We start from the raw sequence: 20,400 nt of genomic DNA, 5'->3' as shown, positions 1-20,400 counted from the left end.
CAATGCGCTTCCTTTTATATTTTTTAATAATTACTTACTTAATCGTGATTTCGTTTCTATTCAGTTGAAGGAAACCTTCCTTTTCTAAAGCTTTCAACAAACGAGAAATAACAACACGAGAAGTATTGAGTTCATAAGCAATTTCTTGATGCGTTTTTAACACAACTTTACCTTTATTGATACTTGCGACATCCAACAGATATTTTTTCAAACGTTCGTTCATATCATTAAAAGCTAAATTGTCAATCGCTACCAACATTTCCTCCATTCTATTATTGTAACTATCAAAAATAAAACGTCTCCACGATGGATATTTTGCCAACCATTCGTCCATTTTTACAATCGGAATCATCACCAGTTCTCCATCAGTTTCGGCAACAGCACGTATTTTACTTTGTTTATCACCCAAACAACACGCCATCGTCATAGCACATGTATCACCTTTTTCGAGAAAATACAACAACAATTCTCCTTCGTCAAAATCTTCGCGCATAATCTTGATTGCACCACTCAAAAGAATTGGCATTCCTTTGATAAATTGGTTCAAATCTATCATCACATCATTCGCTTTAAATTCTATCAAAGATCCTAATTCATCGATTTCATTCAATAATTCTTCCTCAAATTGATATGGATAAGTTGCTTCTATTTTCTCTTTTATCATGTTTAATGTGGGATTTTGTTTCTAATTTTTCCGTAAAGAAAGGTACCGATTAATGCACCTAAAATTGTAATTAAAATTGGATAAACTCCCGCGCCTAATAACACAAATATTGGTCCAGGACAAGCGCCAACTAAAGCCCAACCTAATCCGAAGAAAATTCCTCCGATCAAATAACGAGCAATTGATTTCGTTTTGGGTTGAATCACAATTTTTTCACCATCGATATCTTTTACTTCTTTCTTTTTCATCCATTGTATTCCAATCAAACCTACAACCAAAGCCGAACCAATAAATCCGTACATGTGGAAAGATTGAAAATTGAACATTTCGAAAATGCGAAACCAAGAGGCCGTTTCTGCCTTGTACATGGTTACACCAAAGATAACACCTAATATGATATAAACTAAACTTCTCATGAGATTAAAAAATTAAAGGAAACAAAACGTGAACCATCAAAAGTCCACCGATAAAAAAGCCGATAACAGCGATTAATGAAGGTAACTGCAAATCACTTAAACCTGAAATCGCATGTCCAGATGTACAACCACCAGCGTAGCGCGTTCCAAAACCAATTAATAATCCACCAACAAATAATAAAGCAATATTTTTAACAGACATCGTTTCAAAAATTTCGGTTGGAGAATATGCTTTTCCTGCACTTTCAAATCCCATTGCATTCAATTTTGCAATTGTAGCTTCTGAAATTTCAGGTATTTGATTATCTGATAAAAAATGTATCGAAACAAAACCTCCTATTACTGCGCCAACTAAGAATAATAAATTCCATTTTTGAGCTTTCCAATCAAACGAGAAAAAATCACATGATTTTCCTCCTCCCAAAGCTGAACAAATAGTTCTGAAATTTGATGAAAATCCAAAACTTTTTCCGAAATAAATCAATAAAAGCATTACAATTGCGATTATTGGTCCGCCAATATACCATGGCCAAGGTTGTAAGATAAATTCCATTTTGTATTTTTTCTAAAACGTGTACAAAGTTGGTAAATCAAAATTAAAATGAAAGTTACAAATGTTACAGTTTACTTAAGATATATTATTTCAAAAGCAATCCAAGAATTTTATACATTTGATCATTAATGAAAAAAATCAATAAACGAAAAGTTTTTAAACGAATGCTTTACTTCCTATTAAGTTTGATTGTAATTCTTGTAATTGCAACCTTCGCTATTCTACAAATGGATACTTTTGGTGCTGATGCAACTGGAAAACGATTGGAACGAATGAAACAATCGAAGTTGTATAAAAATGGACAATTTCAAAATATTCATCACACACCTGCATTTGCAGAAGGTTTTGATACCAAAAAAGTGATGTGGGATTTTTTCTTTGGTGCGAAAAATCCAAAACTCAATCCGAAAGATTCTATTCCGCATATTCAGACGGATATCAAATCTATTGATAAATCTGAAAATGTATTTATTTGGTTGGGACATTCGTCTTATTATATTCAATTGGATGGTGTTAATTTCCTAATCGATCCTGTTTTTAGTGATTACGGTTCGCCTTTACCAATTTTCAATAAAGCATTTAAAGGAGCAAATACGTATCACGCAAAAGATTTCCCAAAGATTGATTATTTGGTTATTTCACACGATCATTACGATCACTTGGATTATGAAAGAGTGAAAGAATTACGTCCAAAAGTGGAGAAAGTGATTCTTCCGCTTGGAGTTGGCGCACATTTCGAGAAGTGGAATTATCTACCAGAACAATTAATCGAAGAAGAATGGAACACAAGCGTTTCATTAAAAAATAACTTAAAAATTACTTTTACACCAGCTCGTCATTTTTCTGGTAGAAAATTTAAACGAAATACAACACTTTGGACTTCTTATGTATTGGAAACACCTACGCAAAAAATATTTTTAGGTGGTGATAGCGGTTATGATACGCATTTCAAAGAAATTGGAGAAAAATATGGTCCGTTTGATTTTGCGATTCTAGAAAATGGACAATACAACGATGCTTGGAAATACATTCATGCTTTACCAACAGATTTACCTGCGATCATTACCGATTTAAAAGCTAAACATATTATTCCTGTACATGCTGCAAAATTTGCTTTGGCAAAACATGCTTGGGACGAACCTTTGGAAAAAATTATAGAGAATGGTAAGCAAAATAAGCTCGATATTTTGACGCCTATGATTGGTGAACCACTAAATTTGAACGATTCTGTCTTTCACTTTAAAGAATGGTGGAGGGATTAAAACATTCATTCTCGAATAATGTTCGAAATATTTTTCAAATTTTTAAATAATATTCGAAATTATTGATTTATAACAAGTTTATTCTGAATTTTATTCATAAAACCATTTGTATTCCGTAATTTTGGCAACTGAAATTTAACTTTAAACAAAAAAATAAACAAAATGGAACTGAATAGAGAACGTCTATTGGAATTGGTGCAAAAATATGGTGCGCCGCTGTATGTGTATGATGCGAACAAAATTAAATCGCAATATGAAAAGATGACAAATGCATTTTCTACAGTCAAACGTTTAAAGTTAAATTATGCATGTAAGGCGAACACGAATCTTAATCTTTTAAAGTATTTCAAATCACTTGGTTCAGGATTGGATACAGTTTCTATTCAAGAAGTAGAATTGGGATTAATGGCGGGTTTCAAGCCTAAAGAAATCATTTATACGCCAAATGGTGTTTCGTATGCTGAAATTAAAAAAGCAATTGATTTAGGTGTTCGCATCAATATCGATAACCTTTCTGTTTTAGAAACATTTGGTCAAGATTTTCCTAAATATCCAGTTTGTGTGCGTATTAATCCACATATTATGGCAGGTGGAAATGCAAATATTTCGGTTGGACATATTGATTCAAAATTCGGAATTTCTATTCACCAATTACCACATATCAAACGTGTTGTAGAAAATACAGGTTTACATTTGGATGGTGTTCACATGCATACAGGTTCTGATATTTTAGATATTGATGTTTTCTTACAAGGTGCTGAAATTTTATTTGAAGTTGCAGCAGAATTCAAGAATTTATCTTATATCGATTTTGGATCAGGATTTAAAGTTCCTTACTATCCAGGCGCAGACGAAACAGATATTGAATATTTAGGAGAACGTTTATCAGCTCGTTTCAACGAGTTCGAAAAAGCGTACGGAAAACCTTTGACATTAATGTTCGAGCCAGGAAAATATATGGTTTCTGAAGCAGGATCTTTCTTAGCAACTGTAAATGTTGTGAAACAAACAACTTCTACTGTTTTTGCTGGAATTGATACAGGTTTCAACCATTTAATTCGTCCGATGTTTTATAGTGCTCATCACGAAATTGAAAATATTTCGAATCCAGAAGGTCGTAGCCGTTATTACACAGTTGTGGGATATATTTGTGAAACAGATACGTTTGGATCGAATCGTAAAATAAATGAAATTAGCGAAGGAGATGTGTTGTGTTTCCACAATGCTGGAGCATATTGTTTCTCGATGGCTTCGAACTACAATTCGCGTTTCAAACCTGCGGAGGTCTTGTTAATTGACGATAAGGATTATTTAATTCGTCGTCGCGAAACAATTCAAGATTTAATCGCAACAACAGAGGATATAAAATTCTAAGCTCAGAATTTTTATATATTTTTATAGTATTTTAAAGCTCAATCTAAGGATTGGGCTTTTTTTATTTCCCTAATTTCAGTGGTTTACTAAAAAATATCTCATGCACAACACTTCTTATTAAGTTTTGTCCGTATGTTTTTGAATCATCATATTCATAAGGAATTCTTTTCTCAACTGGCTTTAAAGGAGAAACATCTTGTTGTTTATTTGAATAATTTTTAAAATAATCTTCCATCAATTCATTATTCTTTTCAAGCGATAAATCTTGCGAATACTTAAAATCAAAATAGCCAGATTGTTGAGTAAAATTCATCAACAATTTATTTTTTAAATTATCATTCTGAGCAACTTCTTGTGCAAAAAGAGCAATTGGAAAAAGAAAGAATAAAAGTATTTTCATTATCAATCATTTACTGTTTTAAAGTTATGAAAATATTTTCAAGATTTAATCTATTCAATTTTAAAAACTTTACAATGACATTCGTCTTATGCAATTCGAGATGAATTAAATACTTTTGTCTAAAAGTTATAAAATGGAAGAAAAAAAAGACAAACGAAGTACCTCTCAAAAATTAATAGACGATGCTTTCTTCCTATTTTTGATGATTCTTGGAGCTTTTTGTGTGTTAATAATTCTTGTTGTGGTCTAATAAATGAAACTGTTTGATACTTATTTTAGTTTCTATATTCTGAGTTGGATTTTTATCAAACTTACCCGAATTTATTCCATAGAAATTGAGTATCTCAACCATTATTTAACTGATATTTTTGCGGTACCTGCTATGACGCACTTAGGAAGTTATATCATTTCGAAGATTAAATACAACAATCAAGTTTACATTTATCCAACAAGTTATTTAATTATAACAGCTTGCGTTTTGAGTCTTTTATTAGAAGTAATTATGCCAAAATTTTCTTCGAATTATACAGCAGATATATTAGATGTTGTCTGTTATTTTATGGGAATTATTTTTTACTTAAAATTCCATAAACCACATGTATTAGAGTTTAAGAATAAGATTATTGAATATTAAATTTCTTTAAGAATTTATAAATTTCTTGATTTGCTCCATAGATTACCAATACATCATCTTTTGTAATTACTGTATTTGATGTAGGAAAACCTTGTACTTCTGGAACAATTTTATATTGACCTAAAAAACTAGCTTCTTCTTTGTTTTTAATAATTGTCATTACCAAAATATTATGTTGCTTTTTGAATTGGATTTCATCAAATGTTTTTCCAACCAATTCATTTGGTGTTACAACCTCTATAATGCTAAACTCTTTGTTTAATTCAAAAGAATCTACAACTCCTTTCACATTTAGTTTTTTTGTCCAACGTTCTGCAGATTCAGCTTCGGGTCGAATAATTTCTGTAACTCCAATTGCTTGCAAAACATTTTCGTGTAAAGAATTGATAGAACGACTAATCAAACGTTTTACATTTTTATTTTTAAAAATAGCAGTAGCCATAATATTGGCACCTTCATTTTCCCCAATACTTACAATTACAATATCTGTATTATTTAGTGGTAATTTATTAATTGATAATTCATCTGTTGCATCTAAACAAATGGTATAGGATAACTTATCTTTCAAAGCTTCAACACGTTGAATATTATTGTCAACACCGATAATTTCGTGACCAAGCTTTACCATTTTCTTACCAAGCGCCGCGCCGAAATTTCCTAAACCTATAATTATTATTTTCATAATTTTCTTTTAAATTAAAATATCATCTGATGGATAACGATAATTAGATGAAACAGTTTTCTTAAAAAAAGCCATCAAAATTGTAATCATTGAAACACGACCAATAAACATCATTGTAATGACAACAATTTTACTTGGATCTGATAATGTAGGTGTTAAATTTAATGATAAACCAACAGTAGAATAAGCTGAAAAAGCTTCGAATGCAACATCAATAAGATGTAAATGATTATCAAATTTTGTTATTAAAAATATTCCTATTCCAATGACTAAAAAAGATAAGGTCATTGTAGCAAAAGCTTTTTGTACATTGATAGGGCTTAATTCTCTTTTGTAAATTTCGATTTTATTTTTTCCGCGTGCAATATTAATAAAATTAAGAATTGCAATTGCAAAAGTACTCGTTTTAATTCCTCCTCCTGTTGATGCTGGTGAAGCACCAATCCACATTAACAAAATAACCAAAAGTATGGAAGAGAATTGTAAGTGAGAAAAATCTATATTATTAAAACCTGCTGTACGAGGCGTTATGGCGATAAATAAAGCTGAAATAAACTTTCCGAAACCTTGATGTTGTCCTAATGTAGAATAATATTCTTCGAAGAATAATATGATTGTAGAAATAATTAGTATTGTTAATGAGGTGATTAAATTAACTTTAGAACTTAATGTAAAAACCCAATTCTTACGATTATTTTTATTATGGAGAATTTTTGAAATTAATTTTCTGATTAAATAATCTGTATAACGTAGAATATTAATCAAGATAGGAAAACCTATTCCTCCTAAGAATATCAATGTGATTAGAACAGATTGAAATCCATAATTGTGAACAAAACCTTTGTTCATTAATCCATTTGGCAATGTAGAAAAACCTGCATTACAAAAAGCCGAAACTGAATGAAAAATACTAAAAAATAATTTGTCAACAATACTAATATTATAAGGTGCAATTGAAATATAAATTAATACAGCTCCTACGAATTCGATACCAAAAGTTAAATAGATAATCCTTTTTACAAAAGAAAAAACTTCACTCAAAGAATCGTTGTTTGCAATACTTCCTAATGCTATTTGATTCTCATAAGAACTATTTCCTTTGAAAAAATAAGCAATATATCCAGCAAATGTCAAAATACCTAAACCTCCTGCTTGTATTAATAACATTAAAATAAAATGACCAACAGGCGTATAAGTTATATAAGTATCAACAGAAGTTAATCCTGTTACACAAACTGCGCTCGTCGCTGTAAATAGTGCGTCTAGAAAAGAAATTGGATGATATGTTGCTTTTGGCAACATAAGTAAACAAGCTCCTCCAAAAACTAAAATAAAAAAACTGAAAATAAATAATTGGGGAGGAGTAATTACAGAACGTTTGAAATTAAGGTTAGGTGTAGCAATTTCTCTTACTAATTTTAAAACAATAGCAAATTGCAAATATTTGCTGACAAAAAACCAACTATAATCGGTTATTTGCATTTTAATGCAATAAAGAATAAATAGTATACTTACTATATCAAAAATGATGACTCGCGGAATAATTTTTTCTTTAAAATAAACATATTTAAGTATTGTTCTTAAAATTCCGACAGATAGTAGAATGATAAAAAAAATGTTTATATAAAGTTTATACTCAACAGGAAATCCAAATCCAAACATTACCAATAATGCTATAATAGCTAATGTGTACGATATTGAAAGGATTACGTTAAAAAACTTATTGTTTACTAAAATTCGAAACATATTTGTTTCATAATAATTAAAAAGGCAAATTTATAATTATGTATACTTCTTACAAGTTAATCATTACTTTTTTTTTGAAAAGCTATAAATTAGTTATTAATGTTTTTAAAGATTTTCATTCTACCAACCATAAAAACCATAATCAATCCAAAGCAAGCAAATAACGCATAAGAATATCTCAAATCAAAAGCTTCAGCAATATAACCAATCAGTGGTGGTCCCATTAAAAATCCTAAAAAAGAGATACTCGAAACCATTGCCAATGCAACGCCTGGATTTACATTTTTGTTTTTTCCCGCTACACTATAAACTGTCGGAACATTACACGCAACACCCAATCCAACCATCATAAATGCAATTGTACACACAATAAATTGAGGAAAAAATACTGAAAGCATCAAACCAGAAAACATCAAAATTCCACTAATTTGCATCACGCGTTGTTTTCCATATTTACTGATAAAATAATCACCAACGAAACGTCCTGTTGCCATCATTACCATAAAAGAAGCATAACCAACGACAACCAAATTTTGAGGTGCTTTTACGATATCTTGGAAATAAACACCACTCCAATCGAACATCGCACCTTCTGTTGCCATGCTCAAAAAACCTATAATTCCTAGTTGAACCAAAACAGTATCTGGTTTTGAAAAAATAGATTTCTTTTCCTTCGCTGGAGCTGGTGTAGAATCGACTAAATATTTTTTATTAATGAACCAGCTCAAAATAATTAAGCCATAAATAAATACAAAATGATAAAATGTATTCACATGCAAATTCATCATCAATAAACCAATCAAAGCACCTGTAAAACCAGCTATACTCCACGCACCATGAAAAGAGGACATAATCGATTTTCCATATATTTTTTCGACTTCAACTCCTTGCGTATTCACCGAAATATTGCACATGTTTCCTATTACTCCAAAGAAAAATAAGACAGCACCTAATTGATAAAAATTTTGAGCCAAACCTATACAACAAAGTATTAAAGGATAAATTAAAACGACAATTCGTAAGACATTTTTACTTCCAAATTTCGCGACTAATTTTCCTGAAAGTGCCATTGTACACAATTGCCCAATTGGCATCAATAAAAGTAATGTTCCCAATTGACCTTCTGAAATTCCTAAATCTGATTTAATCGTCGGAATGCGACTTGCCCAAGACGAAAAAGCTAAACCTTGCGAAAAAAAGAAGAGTGAAACAGCGAATCGAATGCGATTCTTTTGAGTTGATGATAATTCTGTTGATGAAAGCATGGCTAAAAAATATGCGACAAAGTTAAGCTACTCTCCTGAAATTATAAACTCAAATGCAAAATAGGATAAGCTTTTCCCTCGTTATCTTTTTCAGAACGAGAAGTAACCTTAAAACCTTGGCTTAAATAAAATTCTGCGGCCTGTTTATTTTGTTCATTCACATCAACCGATTTCACATTCAATTCCTGAATAGAAAAATCCAACAAAGCCTTCCCTACTCCTTTTCTTCGAAAATCATTGTGAATAAATAACATTTCAAGATTTTGTGCTGCAACACCTACAAATCCTACCAATTGATTTCCGATTTCGTAACCAAATAAGGCTACATGTGGAAAATAATTAGGTAAATTTTCTCTATAATATTCAAAATCTTCTTCTGCTAAAAAATGGTGTGTGTTACTAACCGAACTTTCCCAAATGTCTCTCAATCTCGCAAAATCTACTTCTTCAATTCTTCTAATCATGACTAAAATTAATTACAACAAAGATATAAATGACTATTTTCAAAAAAAAGAATAAAAAATATTCTATTGAGAATCATTTTGTTAAAAATTATTTTAAAAATAATTGATTTCAGAGTTTGGAAAAACGAAAAAGCGTTCTATATTTGCACTCGCAATACCGCAATACACTGCGTTATTGGAGAGTTGGCAGAGTGGTCGAATGCGGCAGTCTTGAAAACTGTTGAGGGTCACACCTCCGGGGGTTCGAATCCCTCACTCTCCGCTAATAAAACCCAATAGAGTAATCTGTTGGGTTTTTTGCTTTTCTGAAGTTGTTGAAAATTTCATTTTCATAAGACTGAAAGGAAAAACAAAAAATAATAGATGCGAAGTATGTAGAGTTTTCTTAGAATTACTTTCTTTTCTAAGGAACATGAAATACCCCCTCACTCTCTGCTAAGAAACCTCAATAGATTGTTCTATTGAGGTTTTGTTTTTTATTACGGTTTATGGTTAACGTTCTACGTTGTACGCTTTTTTGTTATTAATACTCAAATTCACTTATATCAACGAATTTCAAGAAACACATACAATTTTCAGACTAGCTTCAACCCATTTAAACGAGCGTATAAAAGATTTGTGAGCGATAGCGAGTCATTTATATTTTTAAGGAGTAAAATGAAGATTGAACGTTGAAAATCGCAGTCTTGTAATGCTTTGCATTCATGAATACCTTAAAAATAATAATAAATCATATGAATAACTTTTGGTTCCTTTTGTGTTAAAACTTCCCTGATGGGCACATGAATTCAAATGAATACAATAATAAGTCATCAATAAAAAGAACGTAATAAAGAACTATTAATTATTTTCTTATTATCCTAAATTATGTTCAGATCCTATTTCTTAAACCAAAATACATAATACATAATACATTTTACAACTTAACATCGATATACGAACACCGAACAAACCATACGGAACGGATATACAATGGATACAGAATGGATACAGAATGGATACAGCGCGGATACACAACCGATACAGAAAAGTGTCATTTTGGATATACACCGATACAGGATTTTAACACTTTTTAACACTTAATTTCTCTAACCACAATAGAAACATAGGTTTTATTAAGCTTTGCGCTCTACGCTTAATGTTTTACGGATTTTGTCATTCTGGGCTTGTCTCAGAATCGCATTCAATATGTCATTTCGAGGTATCGAGAAATCTTTCTATCACTTTTTTATTCATAGCTTATCTATTTTAATTATCGGTATTCATATGCCTTACAGGGAAGAGAGCAAAAAAGTAATCAATACTTCGGCAGGCTCAGCACAAGCAAGTCAAGGCCGTAAACCTCTCTACTAAAAATATTTTCATTTCACTAAAGATCTAAAAAAACCCTACGGCCTAAAATCTTTTTAACGTTGCACTCAAACATTTTCTTAACGTGAGAGTTTTAATGCTGGTTTTCATCCTTTTCAATATTCAAATTCACTTTTAAACAACAGATTTTGTCATTCTGAACTCGTTTCAGAATCTCTTCCTTAGTCCTAAGCTCAAATACTTTGTACATAATACAACTCTAAAATCTCACTTCTCAAATCTCATATCTCATATCTCATATCTCATATCTCATATCTAACATCTACATTTTACATAATACATTGTACATTTTACAACCCCCTCAATACTAATATCTAACATCTACATCCTTAGCAATCATTCCCCTTCATCATCCACCAATTTCGTTCACGGCTCGTCAGGTTTCAATTACTTAAAGCTATTCAGTCTACATTCGAATTGTTGCTGAACCAAGTCAAATAAAGTTTAATTTAAAATCTATTAAAAATGGGAAAAATTACAGATTCTCTATTGTCTGGTACGCGAGGTCGTACTGGACGAATTGTTGTTTCGAATATCGAAGGGCATGAAATATCTCGTATGCGACCACGAAAATCAAATCGTATACCAACGCCAAAACAACAAGTTATAAAAGACAGATTCAATTTTGCTGTACAATTTATACAAGGGTATAAAGCATTGGCTAAAACCTATTACGGAAAAAGGTCTGGACTAAAATCACCTTACAATCAAGCGATGGCAAATTTATTACAAGCCATTTCATGTGATATGGATACGTTAACTTTTTCTATTCAGTACAACAACATTCAATTCACAAAAGGTAATTTACTTGAACCACAACCTGTAAATATTACAGCAGACGATCCACTATCGGCAACGATTACATGGACCAATAATGCAACAGAACTTGTAGATCAAAATGACACCTTAGTTATATTGTATGCAGAAGATGGTAATACAAAAGCACAATCAACGGTTGTACAAACAACCGTAAAACGCTCCGAAGAATCCTATGTACTACAATTTTTACCAAAATATCAAGGAACAGATATACATGTATGGATGAGTTTTTTATCCGTCATAAAACAAGACGCTGCACCGTCTGTTTATTTAGGTCAAATCACTGTACCTTAATCACTTCCCCTCTGCTTTTTGGAGGGGATTTTTTGTTTTCATTATAATTTATTGTATATTAGACAAATACATCTTTACTACAAGCATTTTCAATTTTAATTTTTGAGCCTATGAAAATTGAAGTATATGAAGAATATATCAAGTACCTGAACTTTTTTATTCATCGATATGGGGATGTAATCAAGAAAATTGAACCACAAGTCGAGGCAAAACAAGATATCCTAAACAAACAGTATATGCAAATGATAGAATATGCATTTGGCTTTATTCAAAAAATCAATTTGTTTGCGATACAAGATTATCAATCACAACTGTTGTTTATTCCGCAATTAATCTTTTACTTCAATGATGTCTGCGAATGTCCTCGTCCCCCAACCCTATCCATAGATTTTAATGTTGACATAGAAGCAATTTGCGAACTATTAAAAAACAACAGACAAATCAACTATAATCAAAACCAATATTTTCCTTTTCTTATTGATATTTCAGGTTTATCAGACGGTTACCATCATCTTGCAGGTTTTATCCACCGACACAAACAAAATGAATTTACTTATTACTGTGTTTCGATCCAAGTCAAAAGTCAAGAATTAAAGGGAAACTGGAAAAAGTTTTATCATATTCCCATTCAAAAACTCAAATTAATTTACAAAGAATGCCTGCAAAAAAACCAAACACTTTATGCTTTTACAGCAGATACGGAATTTACTTACTATGAAATTCAAAAAGGATTCAACTACTATTTCAACTGCTCCTTTACGGAATACGAACAAAAATTAAAAATGTTGAAAGCAGCTGCGAATAATTGGATGATTAATGCTTCCCAATACACTACACATTCAAAATTTACAACTCAAAAACCATTAGACACATCCATCAACAAACGATACGACGAACCTTTATAACCAAATTGTAATGCTATGATCAATTATCAAAAACTTTTATTTCACCTGGAACAACAGGGACGTAAACATATTCACCCAAATTACACTTTTCAAAAAGAGGATTTCCCATATATTGTCCGTTTAGCTGCTTATTTCCTAAACGACGAAGAAAAATGCAAGGAGTTAGCAATAGACCTAGACAAAGGAATTTTACTAACTGGACCAATCGGAATCGGAAAAACAACGTGGTTCCGTTTAATGCAACGCATTATGGTCAAAGAACAAAAATTCTTTTACACTACATGTAGAGACGTATCATTCGAATTCATCAAAGAAGGCTACAACACCATCGACAAATACAGCAGAGGAATCCCGTTGGATTTCCCAATGAAAAACATTTGCTTCGATGATCTAGGAACAGAAAACAACATCAAATATTTCGGGAACGAATGCAACGTCATGGCAGAAATTATTCTTTCTCGCTACGACCTATTCATGAACCTCAACATCAAAACCCACATCACAACTAATCTATCTGCTTCCGAAATCGAAAAGTATTACACCGAACGTGTACGCTCTCGCCTTCGTCAGATGATGAATGTACTTTCTGTTCCTGCGGATAGGAAGGATAAGAGAAGTTAAATACAATATGATCTTTTCAATAAATTATTATATTCGTGTAAAGTATTTGTATTATGAAAACTTTCATTTTAGATATCATTTCAAAAATAACTTCATATTCTAAAGAGTTAGATGATAAATCTTTGATTATAAATAAAAAATGGATATTAGTAGATGAATCAGACGAAAAATCCTCGTTTATTTTTAGAGAAAATAATCAATTATTAATATCTGAAAATGGAATTATTCAAAAATCAAGTTGGGATTATATAACAAATGATTTGGTTTCATTAGAAATTAAGAATATAAACTACCTTTTTACACCTTCATTTTTAGATGAAAACCTGTTTATTTTAAAATTAGATGGAAGAAATGAATATGTAGTATTCATTAATGAAAATAAAGTTCAGGGAATTATTAATTCTCTTCAACAAATTAATGATTTTATTGATTATAAATACATTAAAAATAATACTAGTGAAAAATCCTTTAAGAATGAAAATATTGTACGTCCAGATTTTTATTTAAATACTATTAATACGTTAGATGGAATTCAGTTAAATATAAAAACGAAATTATCTATAGGATATACTATAGGTGATAAAGTTTTTATTAATGATAAACCAGCTCCAACAGGTAAATATAAATTAGGATGGTTAGATTATTTATACGTAAAAGATGGTGAAATTTCTAGTTTATAAATTATTTTAATCATCTTCAACTCCCCAGTTGAGTTTTTTTATTTAATACTTTCCTAATCTCTGCAATTTTATTGCACACTTATATCTTTACTTTGCCGTTCGAAGCAATTTTTATTTTATTAAATTTACAACTATTCATATTCGTTTATGGCTGTCAACAAAAACGCATTAATCAGATACAAAACATTAGACCAATGTTTCAGTAATCCATACCGTAAGTTTTATATCAACGATTTGATCGAAAAATGTAATGAAGTCTTGTCTAATCATTACGGTGAAGAAACATCTGTTTCTCGTCGTCAAATTTTATATGATATGGAGTTTATGGAAAGCGATGCAGGATATGAAGCACCTATCATTGGAATAAAAGACGGCCGTAAAAAATTTTACCGTTATGAAGATCCTAATTTTACAATTCAAAATAAACCATTAAACCAAGAAGAACAACTAGCCTTAGAAAATACGTTAGAATTACTTTCTCGTATGAAAGGGATTCCTGGGATTGATGCAATAGAAAATATTGAAGCTAAATTAAATGAAGTGAAAGATAACAAAGGAAATCAAAAATTAATTTCATTCGAGGAAAGCGAATTTTTGATAGGATTAGAACATCTAACACCCTTATATAATTTCATCAAAAACAACCAAACAATCAAAATAGTTTATCAATCATTTAAAACAGAAAATGAACAAGAATTCTGTATTTCACCTTATCACTTAAAACAATTCAACAAACGTTGGTTTTTATTTGGGTGGAACCATAAGGATCAATACCTTCAAAATTTGGCATTAGATCGAATTCAAGGGATCGAAATTAATAAGGAAACTTACATTCCAACAGAAGTGGATTTTGATGAGTATTTTGAGGATATCATTGGGGTTACAAATAATTTAGATACAGAACTTACTGAGGTTAAAATCCAACTAACAGAGCATATCATCCCCTACATCAAATCAAAACCGATTCATGGTTCTCAAAAAATAGCAGAGAATAGATTACAAATTAAAGTTAAGTTAAATTACGAATTAGAATCTTTAATTCTTTCGTATGGCGAAAATATGAAAGTAATAGAACCAATAGAATTAGTTCAGAGATTAAAAGAAAGAATTGAAAAATTAAAAGATTTTTATTAGTGCAAAACCATTGCATAGTTGGTAATTTACTTTGCATTACAATTTAAAGTTGGACGTATGTTAAGAAGTTATAGAGAAAGTGTGATTTGGAAATCATTAAGTATTTTAAAGGGGAATCAAGAGTTAGAAACTTACGATGTTTTATTGTTCATCATTACTATGCATCATTTTGGGTACATCGATACGGCAAAAGATAATGCTGATTTTATCGATGAAATCAAAGTTAAAACGTACAGTGATAATTCTTCAACAACGGGGAAAGTTTTATTTCAATTATTTTCTATATACGAAAAGGATTTAATAGCAATTGGAAATGAAAACATTAGATACATAGCATCTACGATTGAGTTTTCTAATTTTGGTAATGTTTCAACGGAAGAATTCATTAAGCATTTTGAAGAAATGTTAATGGAAATTAGTTCTTCGAATAAGCAAATTTTTAGTCATGTTGAGCTACCGAATAGTATTGCTGAATTAATGGTTGCATTAATTAATGCTTCTGCAACTAAAATTTATAATCCATTTGCTACAATTGCATCTTTAGGAGTAGCATTAAAAAATGATAAGGCGATTTATTACGGACAAGAAGATAATGAAAGATTTTGGGCAATCGGAATGTTACGTTTACTGGTTCATGGAAAATCTACTTTAAATTTCAAGCTAGAAAATTCGTTTGAAGAATGGAAAAATGATCTAGCATTAGATGCTATTATTTCAATACCATCTTTTAGATCATTGCGTGTTACTCAACATAGAAATCGAATTTCTAATGAATCTTTCATTATAGAGGAAAGTCTTGATGCATTAAATGCTAACGGGGAACTAATTGTTCAAATTCCTTTAAATTTTTTAAATACACAAAAAGATTCATCGCTTAGAAAAAGATTAGTAGAAGAAAATTTAATTGATACAGTTATTTACCTTCCGAAAGGTTTAGTGGCAAGTCATTCCATTGATACTGTAATTCTAAAACTAAGTAAGCACCGAGAGGAGGCTGATAAAGTTACATTTATTGATGCAACATCTTTCATTTACAAAGGTGAAAATAAAATAAATACACTCGATTCTGATTCTTTAATTAATTTAATTAAAGATAAAAAGAATACACCTGCTATTAGATACATTGATAGACAGCGTATCGGAGAGAAAGAATTTAATTTATCGCCAAAAATCTATTTTTTGGATGAGATAAATGGGCTTCCTTTAGGTGATTTCTCATCAATTATTCGAGGAGAAAACTCAAACCTCCCAGAAGTTGGAAAAGTCGTAACGATTAAACACCTACAAAATGATAGATTTAATCATGAGCTAGAGATCAATTCAGTTGATGAGGTTGAAATCACGAAATACACCCGTATGATTTCAGAGTCTTGTGTATTGGTAGCAACCCGATTCAACAAGTTGAAACCAACTTATTTCGAGTTTAAGGATACCCCTATTTTTTTAAAAAACAATGATGTGGTAGCCTTAAAGATTAACGAAACCAAAGTCGATTGGAAATACCTAATCAATCAATTACAATCCGACTCAGTTGTAGCTCAAGTAGAGGCTTTAAGTAAAGGAAGTTTTATGCCTGCACTTGGAGTAAAAGATCTTTTAAATATCGTCATTGAAGTTCCTTCTTTAGAGGAACAAAAACGTATCTATGTAGAAAATTTCACAAATTATATTGGTGAAAGAGCAAAGCATAGAAAAGAAGAAGAAATCGATGAAAGATTATCTATAAGCGATGAAAATAGTCTATTCAGACACGAAATTGCAGGTGCTTTACGTAATGTAAAATCAGCTTTAAAGTTTGTACAGAAAATTACAGACGAGCAAATCAAGATAAACTATCCAGAGGTAGTTCAACTTACAGCTCATCAGAAGTTGTCTACTACTTTTGAAGGGTATTTAAACTTAATGCAAACGGATTTAGATCGCATTACTATGGCTGTTAATCGTATGGTAGGAAATGAAGAGGATCAATTTCAACAAATGAAAATGGAAGAATTTGATTTGATTCAATTTTTAAAAGAATACATCGAAGGGGTAAAAGTACGTGCAAATGGAAGATTTCGAATGGAAGGTGAATTTCAGGAAGATTTTCTAGCGGAGAATAACATCGATAAAATAGAAATCAATGCAGATAAGGATTTATTACGTAATGTATTGGATAATTTAATCGAAAATGCAGAAAAGCATGCATTTAACTATACCTCATCGGAGGAAAATCGTATTTCTATCCAATTAATACATTTTGATGATACTGAGTTTAAAGAAATTCAAATTCATGTTTGCAACAATGGTAATCCTTTACCAAAGGATATTACACACGCACAATTAACACGCAAAGGGGAATCTTTTGGCGAAAATAGTGGGAATGGCTTAGGTATATGGTATGTGAATAAAGTAATGAAATTAATGGGTGGTGCATTTACATTTACAGACGAAACGATGGAAAGATATTCATCAAATGATCTTGTAACTTCGATGGAATTAAACTTACCTGCTCAATATATATTTAAAGACTATGATGAAAGTACTGTGGTTTGATGACGAACATCAAAAATTCATTCCTTTAAAAGAGGAAGCTATTTTACAAGATATCGAATTGATTGGTTTTAACAATTCAACTGATGGATTAAAAGAACTAGAAGCTAATTTCAATCTATACGATGCATTAATTGTAGATGGTAAATTCTTCATAAATAAAGAAGCTACAAATACATCAGATAATGCGTTTGGTGAAGTCGCTAAAACATTAGATAATTTGAAAATGAAAGGCAAGGTTCTTCCTGCCTTCATTTACTCAGGACAGACAAATTTTGTGTTAGATAAACATTCCTTTGTAGAATTATTCAAGGGAACTTTCGAAGCTGAAGGGAAAGTATTTAATAAAAACAACGATGACGATTTCCCTTTATTATTGGAAATGATTAAAACTGCGGTGCAAGACAATCCCAATTCTCAAATCCGTCAGCAATACCATTCAGTTTTTCATGCTATACAAGGAATTGGAGCCTTAGAGAAACACCAGTCCACACTTTTAGACATCCTTAAAGAAATCGATAGTAATCAAGACTATACCAAAGTTCGTAAAATTATCGAAAGTCTGTTTAAAGCTTTATCTGATGTTCATATTATCCCTGAAGGATTTACAGAAGAAAAAGGTTGGATTAATGGCACGTCTTTATTTATTTCAGCGAAACATCCAAATTACGATTTTACAGATCCTGATTTCATCCATTCAACGATCAGAGAAACAGTATACAGTGTATTAAAAATTGTGCAAGATGCTTCTCACAACGAAGGAGGATTAACCTATAAAATCGATGAGTATTCGCGTAACCATAAATCAGGGTATTTGTACAAAAGCATCGTCTATGGTTTGCTAGAAATTTTATGTTATTTTGGAGAATTAATCAGAAATAACCAAGACAAAACAGTAAACCAATCCCGTTGGCAAAAGAAAGATAATTCTTCAATGATCGAAGGAGTTGTTTGTCAAGACGAAAAAGGGAATTATTATGTAGAGCAATATTTAGTAAATTATAAAAGTGTACCTACTTATATTAACATAGGAGAAACAATGATAATAGAGATGTTTGCAGAAAACACGAATCCAAATACAAAACTATATTACCCCTATTTTGTTCAAAAATTCAAAAAGAAAGAATCATAATTAACCAATATTAATCTAAAATACTCAACTTCAAAATCGTATTTTCGCACTAATTTTGAATAGAAATATCCTAACATAAATATGTTCACACAAGAATTACAGTCTAAAATAGACCAAGTTTGGTTAGCTTTTCACAGTGGAGGATTATCAAATCCTTTATCTGTTATTGAGCAAATCACTTTTTTACTTTTTATCAAACAATTAGATGAGTTACAGAATAGAGCCGAACAACAAGCTATTATTACAGGTAACACTTCTAACTACATATACACAGAAGAAAACCAGGATTTAAGATGGAGTAACTTTAAGAATGTTTCTCCTGAAGAAATGTATAAACTTTTCCAAAAAGAGAATGGAGTTTTTGACTTTATGAAAAACTTTGGTGGGAAAAGTACTGCCTTTTCTAAGTTTATGAAGAATGCCAATTTTATGATTCCTACTGCTCGATTATTAGCACAGGTAGTTGAGATGTTAGATAAAATAGACATGGATGATAAAGACACAAAAGGTGATGTCTACGAGTATATGTTAGGCAAAATTGCTTCTGCAGGAAGTAATGGACAATTCCGTACTCCTAGACATATTATCAAAATGATGGTAGAAATGATGAAGCCTACTCCTGAAGATACCATTTGCGACCCATCATCGGGAAGCTGTGGATTTTTAGTTGGTGCTGCAGAATATCTACAAGAAAATTACAAAGATGAATTGCTAAAACCTGAAGTACAAAAACATTACTTAAATGAAATGTTTACAGGAATGGAGTTTGACCCAACCATGATTAGAATTGGAGCAATGAACTTAATTCTACATGGGATTGAAAACCCTCAACTAAAAGATGTAGATTCTTTATCACAAGCTAATGCAGATTTTGAAGAAAAAGTATCTTTAATCTTAGCTAATCCTCCATTTAAAGGAAGTTTAGATAAAGATGCTGTGGATGAAAAAGTAATTGCGTTAGTCGATTCTAAGAAGACAGAATTACTTTTTCTTGGTTTAATGCTAAAAGGACTAAAAGTTGGAGGTCGTTGTGCTGTAATTATTCCTGATGGGGTATTATTTGGTTCTTCTACTGCACATAAAAAGATTAGAAAAGAAATTGTAGAAAACCAAGCGTTAGAAGCGGTTATTTCTATGCCAAGTGGTGTGTTCAAACCGTATGCAGGTGTTTCTACTGCCATCTTAGTGTTTACAAAAACCAATGCTGGTGGTACAGAAAATGTATGGTTTTATGATATGAAAGCAGATGGGTATAGTTTAGATGATAAACGTGCACCTGTGAAAGAAAATGATATCCCAGATATTATTACAAGATTCCATAAAAGAGAGAACGAAGTGGACAAAGCAAGAACTGACCAAAGTTTTTTTGTTCCAAAAGAAGAAATTGCAAAGAATGCGTATGACTTAAGTATTAACAAATACAAAGAAGTGATTGTAATCTTCCCCTTGTTA

Annotated in this window: 19 protein-coding genes and 1 tRNA gene; 12 read left to right on the top strand and 8 right to left on the bottom strand. The window is 31.1% G+C overall.

The genetic code is table 11. The features are described from left to right. Positions 1–34: 34 nt before the first annotated feature. Genes B3I31_RS12635 through B3I31_RS12625 form a run of 3 tightly spaced genes read right to left on the bottom strand, consistent with a single transcriptional unit; the run spans position 35 to position 1,633 of the window. Positions 35–664 (bottom strand): Crp/Fnr family transcriptional regulator, encoded by a 630-nt coding sequence (locus B3I31_RS12635; RefSeq protein ID WP_219034541.1) that lies wholly within the window; start codon positions 662–664, stop codon positions 35–37. Positions 665–666: 2 nt separating this feature from the next. After that, a complete protein-coding gene (locus B3I31_RS12630) occupies positions 667–1,080 on the bottom strand; it encodes a YeeE/YedE family protein (protein ID WP_114999314.1) in 414 nt (137 codons plus the stop codon). 4 nt (positions 1,081–1,084) lie between these two features. Next, entirely contained in the window at positions 1,085–1,633 is a 549-nt protein-coding gene (locus B3I31_RS12625; protein ID WP_114999312.1) for a YeeE/YedE family protein, read from the bottom strand. A gap of 128 nt (positions 1,634–1,761) precedes the next feature. On the opposite strand from B3I31_RS12625, the gene B3I31_RS12620 reads away from it, so the two are divergent. Further along, complete coding sequence (locus B3I31_RS12620; RefSeq protein ID WP_291088106.1) at positions 1,762–2,895, top strand: MBL fold metallo-hydrolase; 1,134 nt, start codon at positions 1,762–1,764, stop codon at positions 2,893–2,895. Between the two features lie 162 nt (positions 2,896–3,057). After that, positions 3,058–4,269, top strand: a complete 1,212-nt coding sequence (gene lysA / locus B3I31_RS12615; protein ID WP_286495417.1) for a diaminopimelate decarboxylase — start codon at positions 3,058–3,060, stop codon at positions 4,267–4,269. Between the two features lie 61 nt (positions 4,270–4,330). Here lysA and B3I31_RS12610 read toward each other — a convergent pair whose 3' ends face one another. Continuing rightward, the gene (locus B3I31_RS12610; protein WP_291060321.1) at positions 4,331–4,669 is read right to left on the bottom strand and encodes a hypothetical protein; all 339 of its coding nucleotides are present in this window, start codon (positions 4,667–4,669) and stop codon (positions 4,331–4,333) included. 253 nt (positions 4,670–4,922) lie between these two features. On the opposite strand from B3I31_RS12610, the gene B3I31_RS12605 reads away from it, so the two are divergent. Further along, positions 4,923–5,303 carry a hypothetical protein gene (locus B3I31_RS12605; protein WP_291060323.1) on the top strand — a complete coding sequence of 127 codons (381 nt, stop codon included), beginning with the start codon at positions 4,923–4,925 and terminating at the stop codon, positions 5,301–5,303. On the opposite strand, the gene B3I31_RS12600 is transcribed toward B3I31_RS12605, so the two are convergent. The 4 genes from B3I31_RS12600 to B3I31_RS12585 form a co-directional block, all read right to left on the bottom strand. After that, on the bottom strand, positions 5,290–5,985 hold the full coding sequence (locus B3I31_RS12600) for a potassium channel family protein (RefSeq protein WP_135836030.1): 696 nt from the start codon (positions 5,983–5,985) through the stop codon (positions 5,290–5,292). The two genes, B3I31_RS12605 and B3I31_RS12600, sit on opposite strands and share 14 nt — an antisense overlap. A 9-nt stretch (positions 5,986–5,994) precedes the next feature. After that, positions 5,995–7,467, bottom strand: coding sequence for a TrkH family potassium uptake protein (locus tag B3I31_RS12595; protein ID WP_244958011.1), 1,473 nt, complete (start codon positions 7,465–7,467; stop codon positions 5,995–5,997). Positions 7,468–7,820: 353 nt separating this feature from the next. Next, the gene (locus B3I31_RS12590) at positions 7,821–8,996 is read right to left on the bottom strand and encodes an MFS transporter (RefSeq protein WP_291060325.1); all 1,176 of its coding nucleotides are present in this window, start codon (positions 8,994–8,996) and stop codon (positions 7,821–7,823) included. A 41-nt stretch (positions 8,997–9,037) separates the two neighbouring features. After that, positions 9,038–9,460 (bottom strand): GNAT family N-acetyltransferase, encoded by a 423-nt coding sequence (locus B3I31_RS12585; protein WP_291060327.1) that lies wholly within the window; start codon positions 9,458–9,460, stop codon positions 9,038–9,040. A 177-nt stretch (positions 9,461–9,637) separates the two neighbouring features. Here B3I31_RS12585 and B3I31_RS12580 point away from each other — a divergent pair. The 9 genes from B3I31_RS12580 to B3I31_RS12540 form a co-directional block, all read left to right on the top strand. Beyond that, a tRNA-Ser gene (locus B3I31_RS12580) sits at positions 9,638–9,722 on the top strand. A 1,574-nt stretch (positions 9,723–11,296) separates the two neighbouring features. Continuing rightward, positions 11,297–11,944 (top strand): DUF6266 family protein, encoded by a 648-nt coding sequence (locus B3I31_RS12575; protein WP_291060329.1) that lies wholly within the window; start codon positions 11,297–11,299, stop codon positions 11,942–11,944. A 110-nt stretch (positions 11,945–12,054) separates the two neighbouring features. Next, complete coding sequence (locus B3I31_RS12570; protein WP_291060331.1) at positions 12,055–12,849, top strand: hypothetical protein; 795 nt, start codon at positions 12,055–12,057, stop codon at positions 12,847–12,849. A gap of 15 nt (positions 12,850–12,864) precedes the next feature. Continuing rightward, positions 12,865–13,470 carry an ATPase gene (locus B3I31_RS12565; protein WP_286475129.1) on the top strand — a complete coding sequence of 202 codons (606 nt, stop codon included), beginning with the start codon at positions 12,865–12,867 and terminating at the stop codon, positions 13,468–13,470. 53 nt (positions 13,471–13,523) lie between these two features. After that, positions 13,524–14,150 carry a hypothetical protein gene (locus B3I31_RS12560; RefSeq protein ID WP_286475131.1) on the top strand — a complete coding sequence of 209 codons (627 nt, stop codon included), beginning with the start codon at positions 13,524–13,526 and terminating at the stop codon, positions 14,148–14,150. A 147-nt stretch (positions 14,151–14,297) separates the two neighbouring features. Continuing rightward, a complete protein-coding gene (locus tag B3I31_RS12555) occupies positions 14,298–15,284 on the top strand; it encodes a helix-turn-helix transcriptional regulator (protein WP_291060334.1) in 987 nt (328 codons plus the stop codon). A gap of 18 nt (positions 15,285–15,302) precedes the next feature. Continuing rightward, positions 15,303–17,819 carry an N-6 DNA methylase gene (locus B3I31_RS12550; RefSeq protein ID WP_291060336.1) on the top strand — a complete coding sequence of 839 codons (2,517 nt, stop codon included), beginning with the start codon at positions 15,303–15,305 and terminating at the stop codon, positions 17,817–17,819. After that, on the top strand, positions 17,797–18,948 hold the full coding sequence (locus B3I31_RS12545) for a hypothetical protein (RefSeq protein ID WP_291060338.1): 1,152 nt from the start codon (positions 17,797–17,799) through the stop codon (positions 18,946–18,948). Before B3I31_RS12550 ends, B3I31_RS12545 begins: the two co-directional genes overlap by 23 nt. 81 nt (positions 18,949–19,029) lie before the next feature. Beyond that, the coding region (locus B3I31_RS12540; RefSeq protein ID WP_291088102.1) for a type I restriction-modification system subunit M at positions 19,030–20,400 on the top strand (1,371 nt) is incomplete at its 3' end.

Origin of the sequence: Empedobacter sp. UBA3475 (assembly GCF_002378465.1) — a bacterium.
In the GTDB taxonomy this organism is placed as follows: domain Bacteria; phylum Bacteroidota; class Bacteroidia; order Flavobacteriales; family Weeksellaceae; genus Empedobacter; species Empedobacter falsenii_B.
This window is presented reverse-complemented; position numbering and strand designations above follow the sequence as displayed.

Bases quoted from the DNA above. Each gene is read 5' to 3' on its own strand.
- B3I31_RS12635 (WP_219034541.1), bottom strand. From the start codon at position 664: ATGATAAAAGAGAAAATAGAAGCAACTTATCCATATCAATTTGAGGAA.
- B3I31_RS12630 (WP_114999314.1), bottom strand. From the start codon at position 1,080: ATGAGAAGTTTAGTTTATATCATATTAGGTGTTATCTTTGGTGTAACC.
- B3I31_RS12625 (WP_114999312.1), bottom strand. From the start codon at position 1,633: ATGGAATTTATCTTACAACCTTGGCCATGGTATATTGGCGGACCAATA.
- B3I31_RS12620 (WP_291088106.1), top strand. From the start codon at position 1,762: ATGAAAAAAATCAATAAACGAAAAGTTTTTAAACGAATGCTTTACTTC.
- lysA (WP_286495417.1), top strand. From the start codon at position 3,058: ATGGAACTGAATAGAGAACGTCTATTGGAATTGGTGCAAAAATATGGT.
- B3I31_RS12610 (WP_291060321.1), bottom strand. From the start codon at position 4,669: ATGAAAATACTTTTATTCTTTCTTTTTCCAATTGCTCTTTTTGCACAA.
- B3I31_RS12605 (WP_291060323.1), top strand. From the start codon at position 4,923: ATGAAACTGTTTGATACTTATTTTAGTTTCTATATTCTGAGTTGGATT.
- B3I31_RS12600 (WP_135836030.1), bottom strand. From the start codon at position 5,985: ATGAAAATAATAATTATAGGTTTAGGAAATTTCGGCGCGGCGCTTGGT.
- B3I31_RS12595 (WP_244958011.1), bottom strand. From the start codon at position 7,467: ATGCAAATAACCGATTATAGTTGGTTTTTTGTCAGCAAATATTTGCAA.
- B3I31_RS12590 (WP_291060325.1), bottom strand. From the start codon at position 8,996: ATGCTTTCATCAACAGAATTATCATCAACTCAAAAGAATCGCATTCGA.
- B3I31_RS12585 (WP_291060327.1), bottom strand. From the start codon at position 9,460: ATGATTAGAAGAATTGAAGAAGTAGATTTTGCGAGATTGAGAGACATT.
- B3I31_RS12575 (WP_291060329.1), top strand. From the start codon at position 11,297: ATGGGAAAAATTACAGATTCTCTATTGTCTGGTACGCGAGGTCGTACT.
- B3I31_RS12570 (WP_291060331.1), top strand. From the start codon at position 12,055: ATGAAAATTGAAGTATATGAAGAATATATCAAGTACCTGAACTTTTTT.
- B3I31_RS12565 (WP_286475129.1), top strand. From the start codon at position 12,865: ATGATCAATTATCAAAAACTTTTATTTCACCTGGAACAACAGGGACGT.
- B3I31_RS12560 (WP_286475131.1), top strand. From the start codon at position 13,524: ATGAAAACTTTCATTTTAGATATCATTTCAAAAATAACTTCATATTCT.
- B3I31_RS12555 (WP_291060334.1), top strand. From the start codon at position 14,298: ATGGCTGTCAACAAAAACGCATTAATCAGATACAAAACATTAGACCAA.
- B3I31_RS12545 (WP_291060338.1), top strand. From the start codon at position 17,797: ATGATGAAAGTACTGTGGTTTGATGACGAACATCAAAAATTCATTCCT.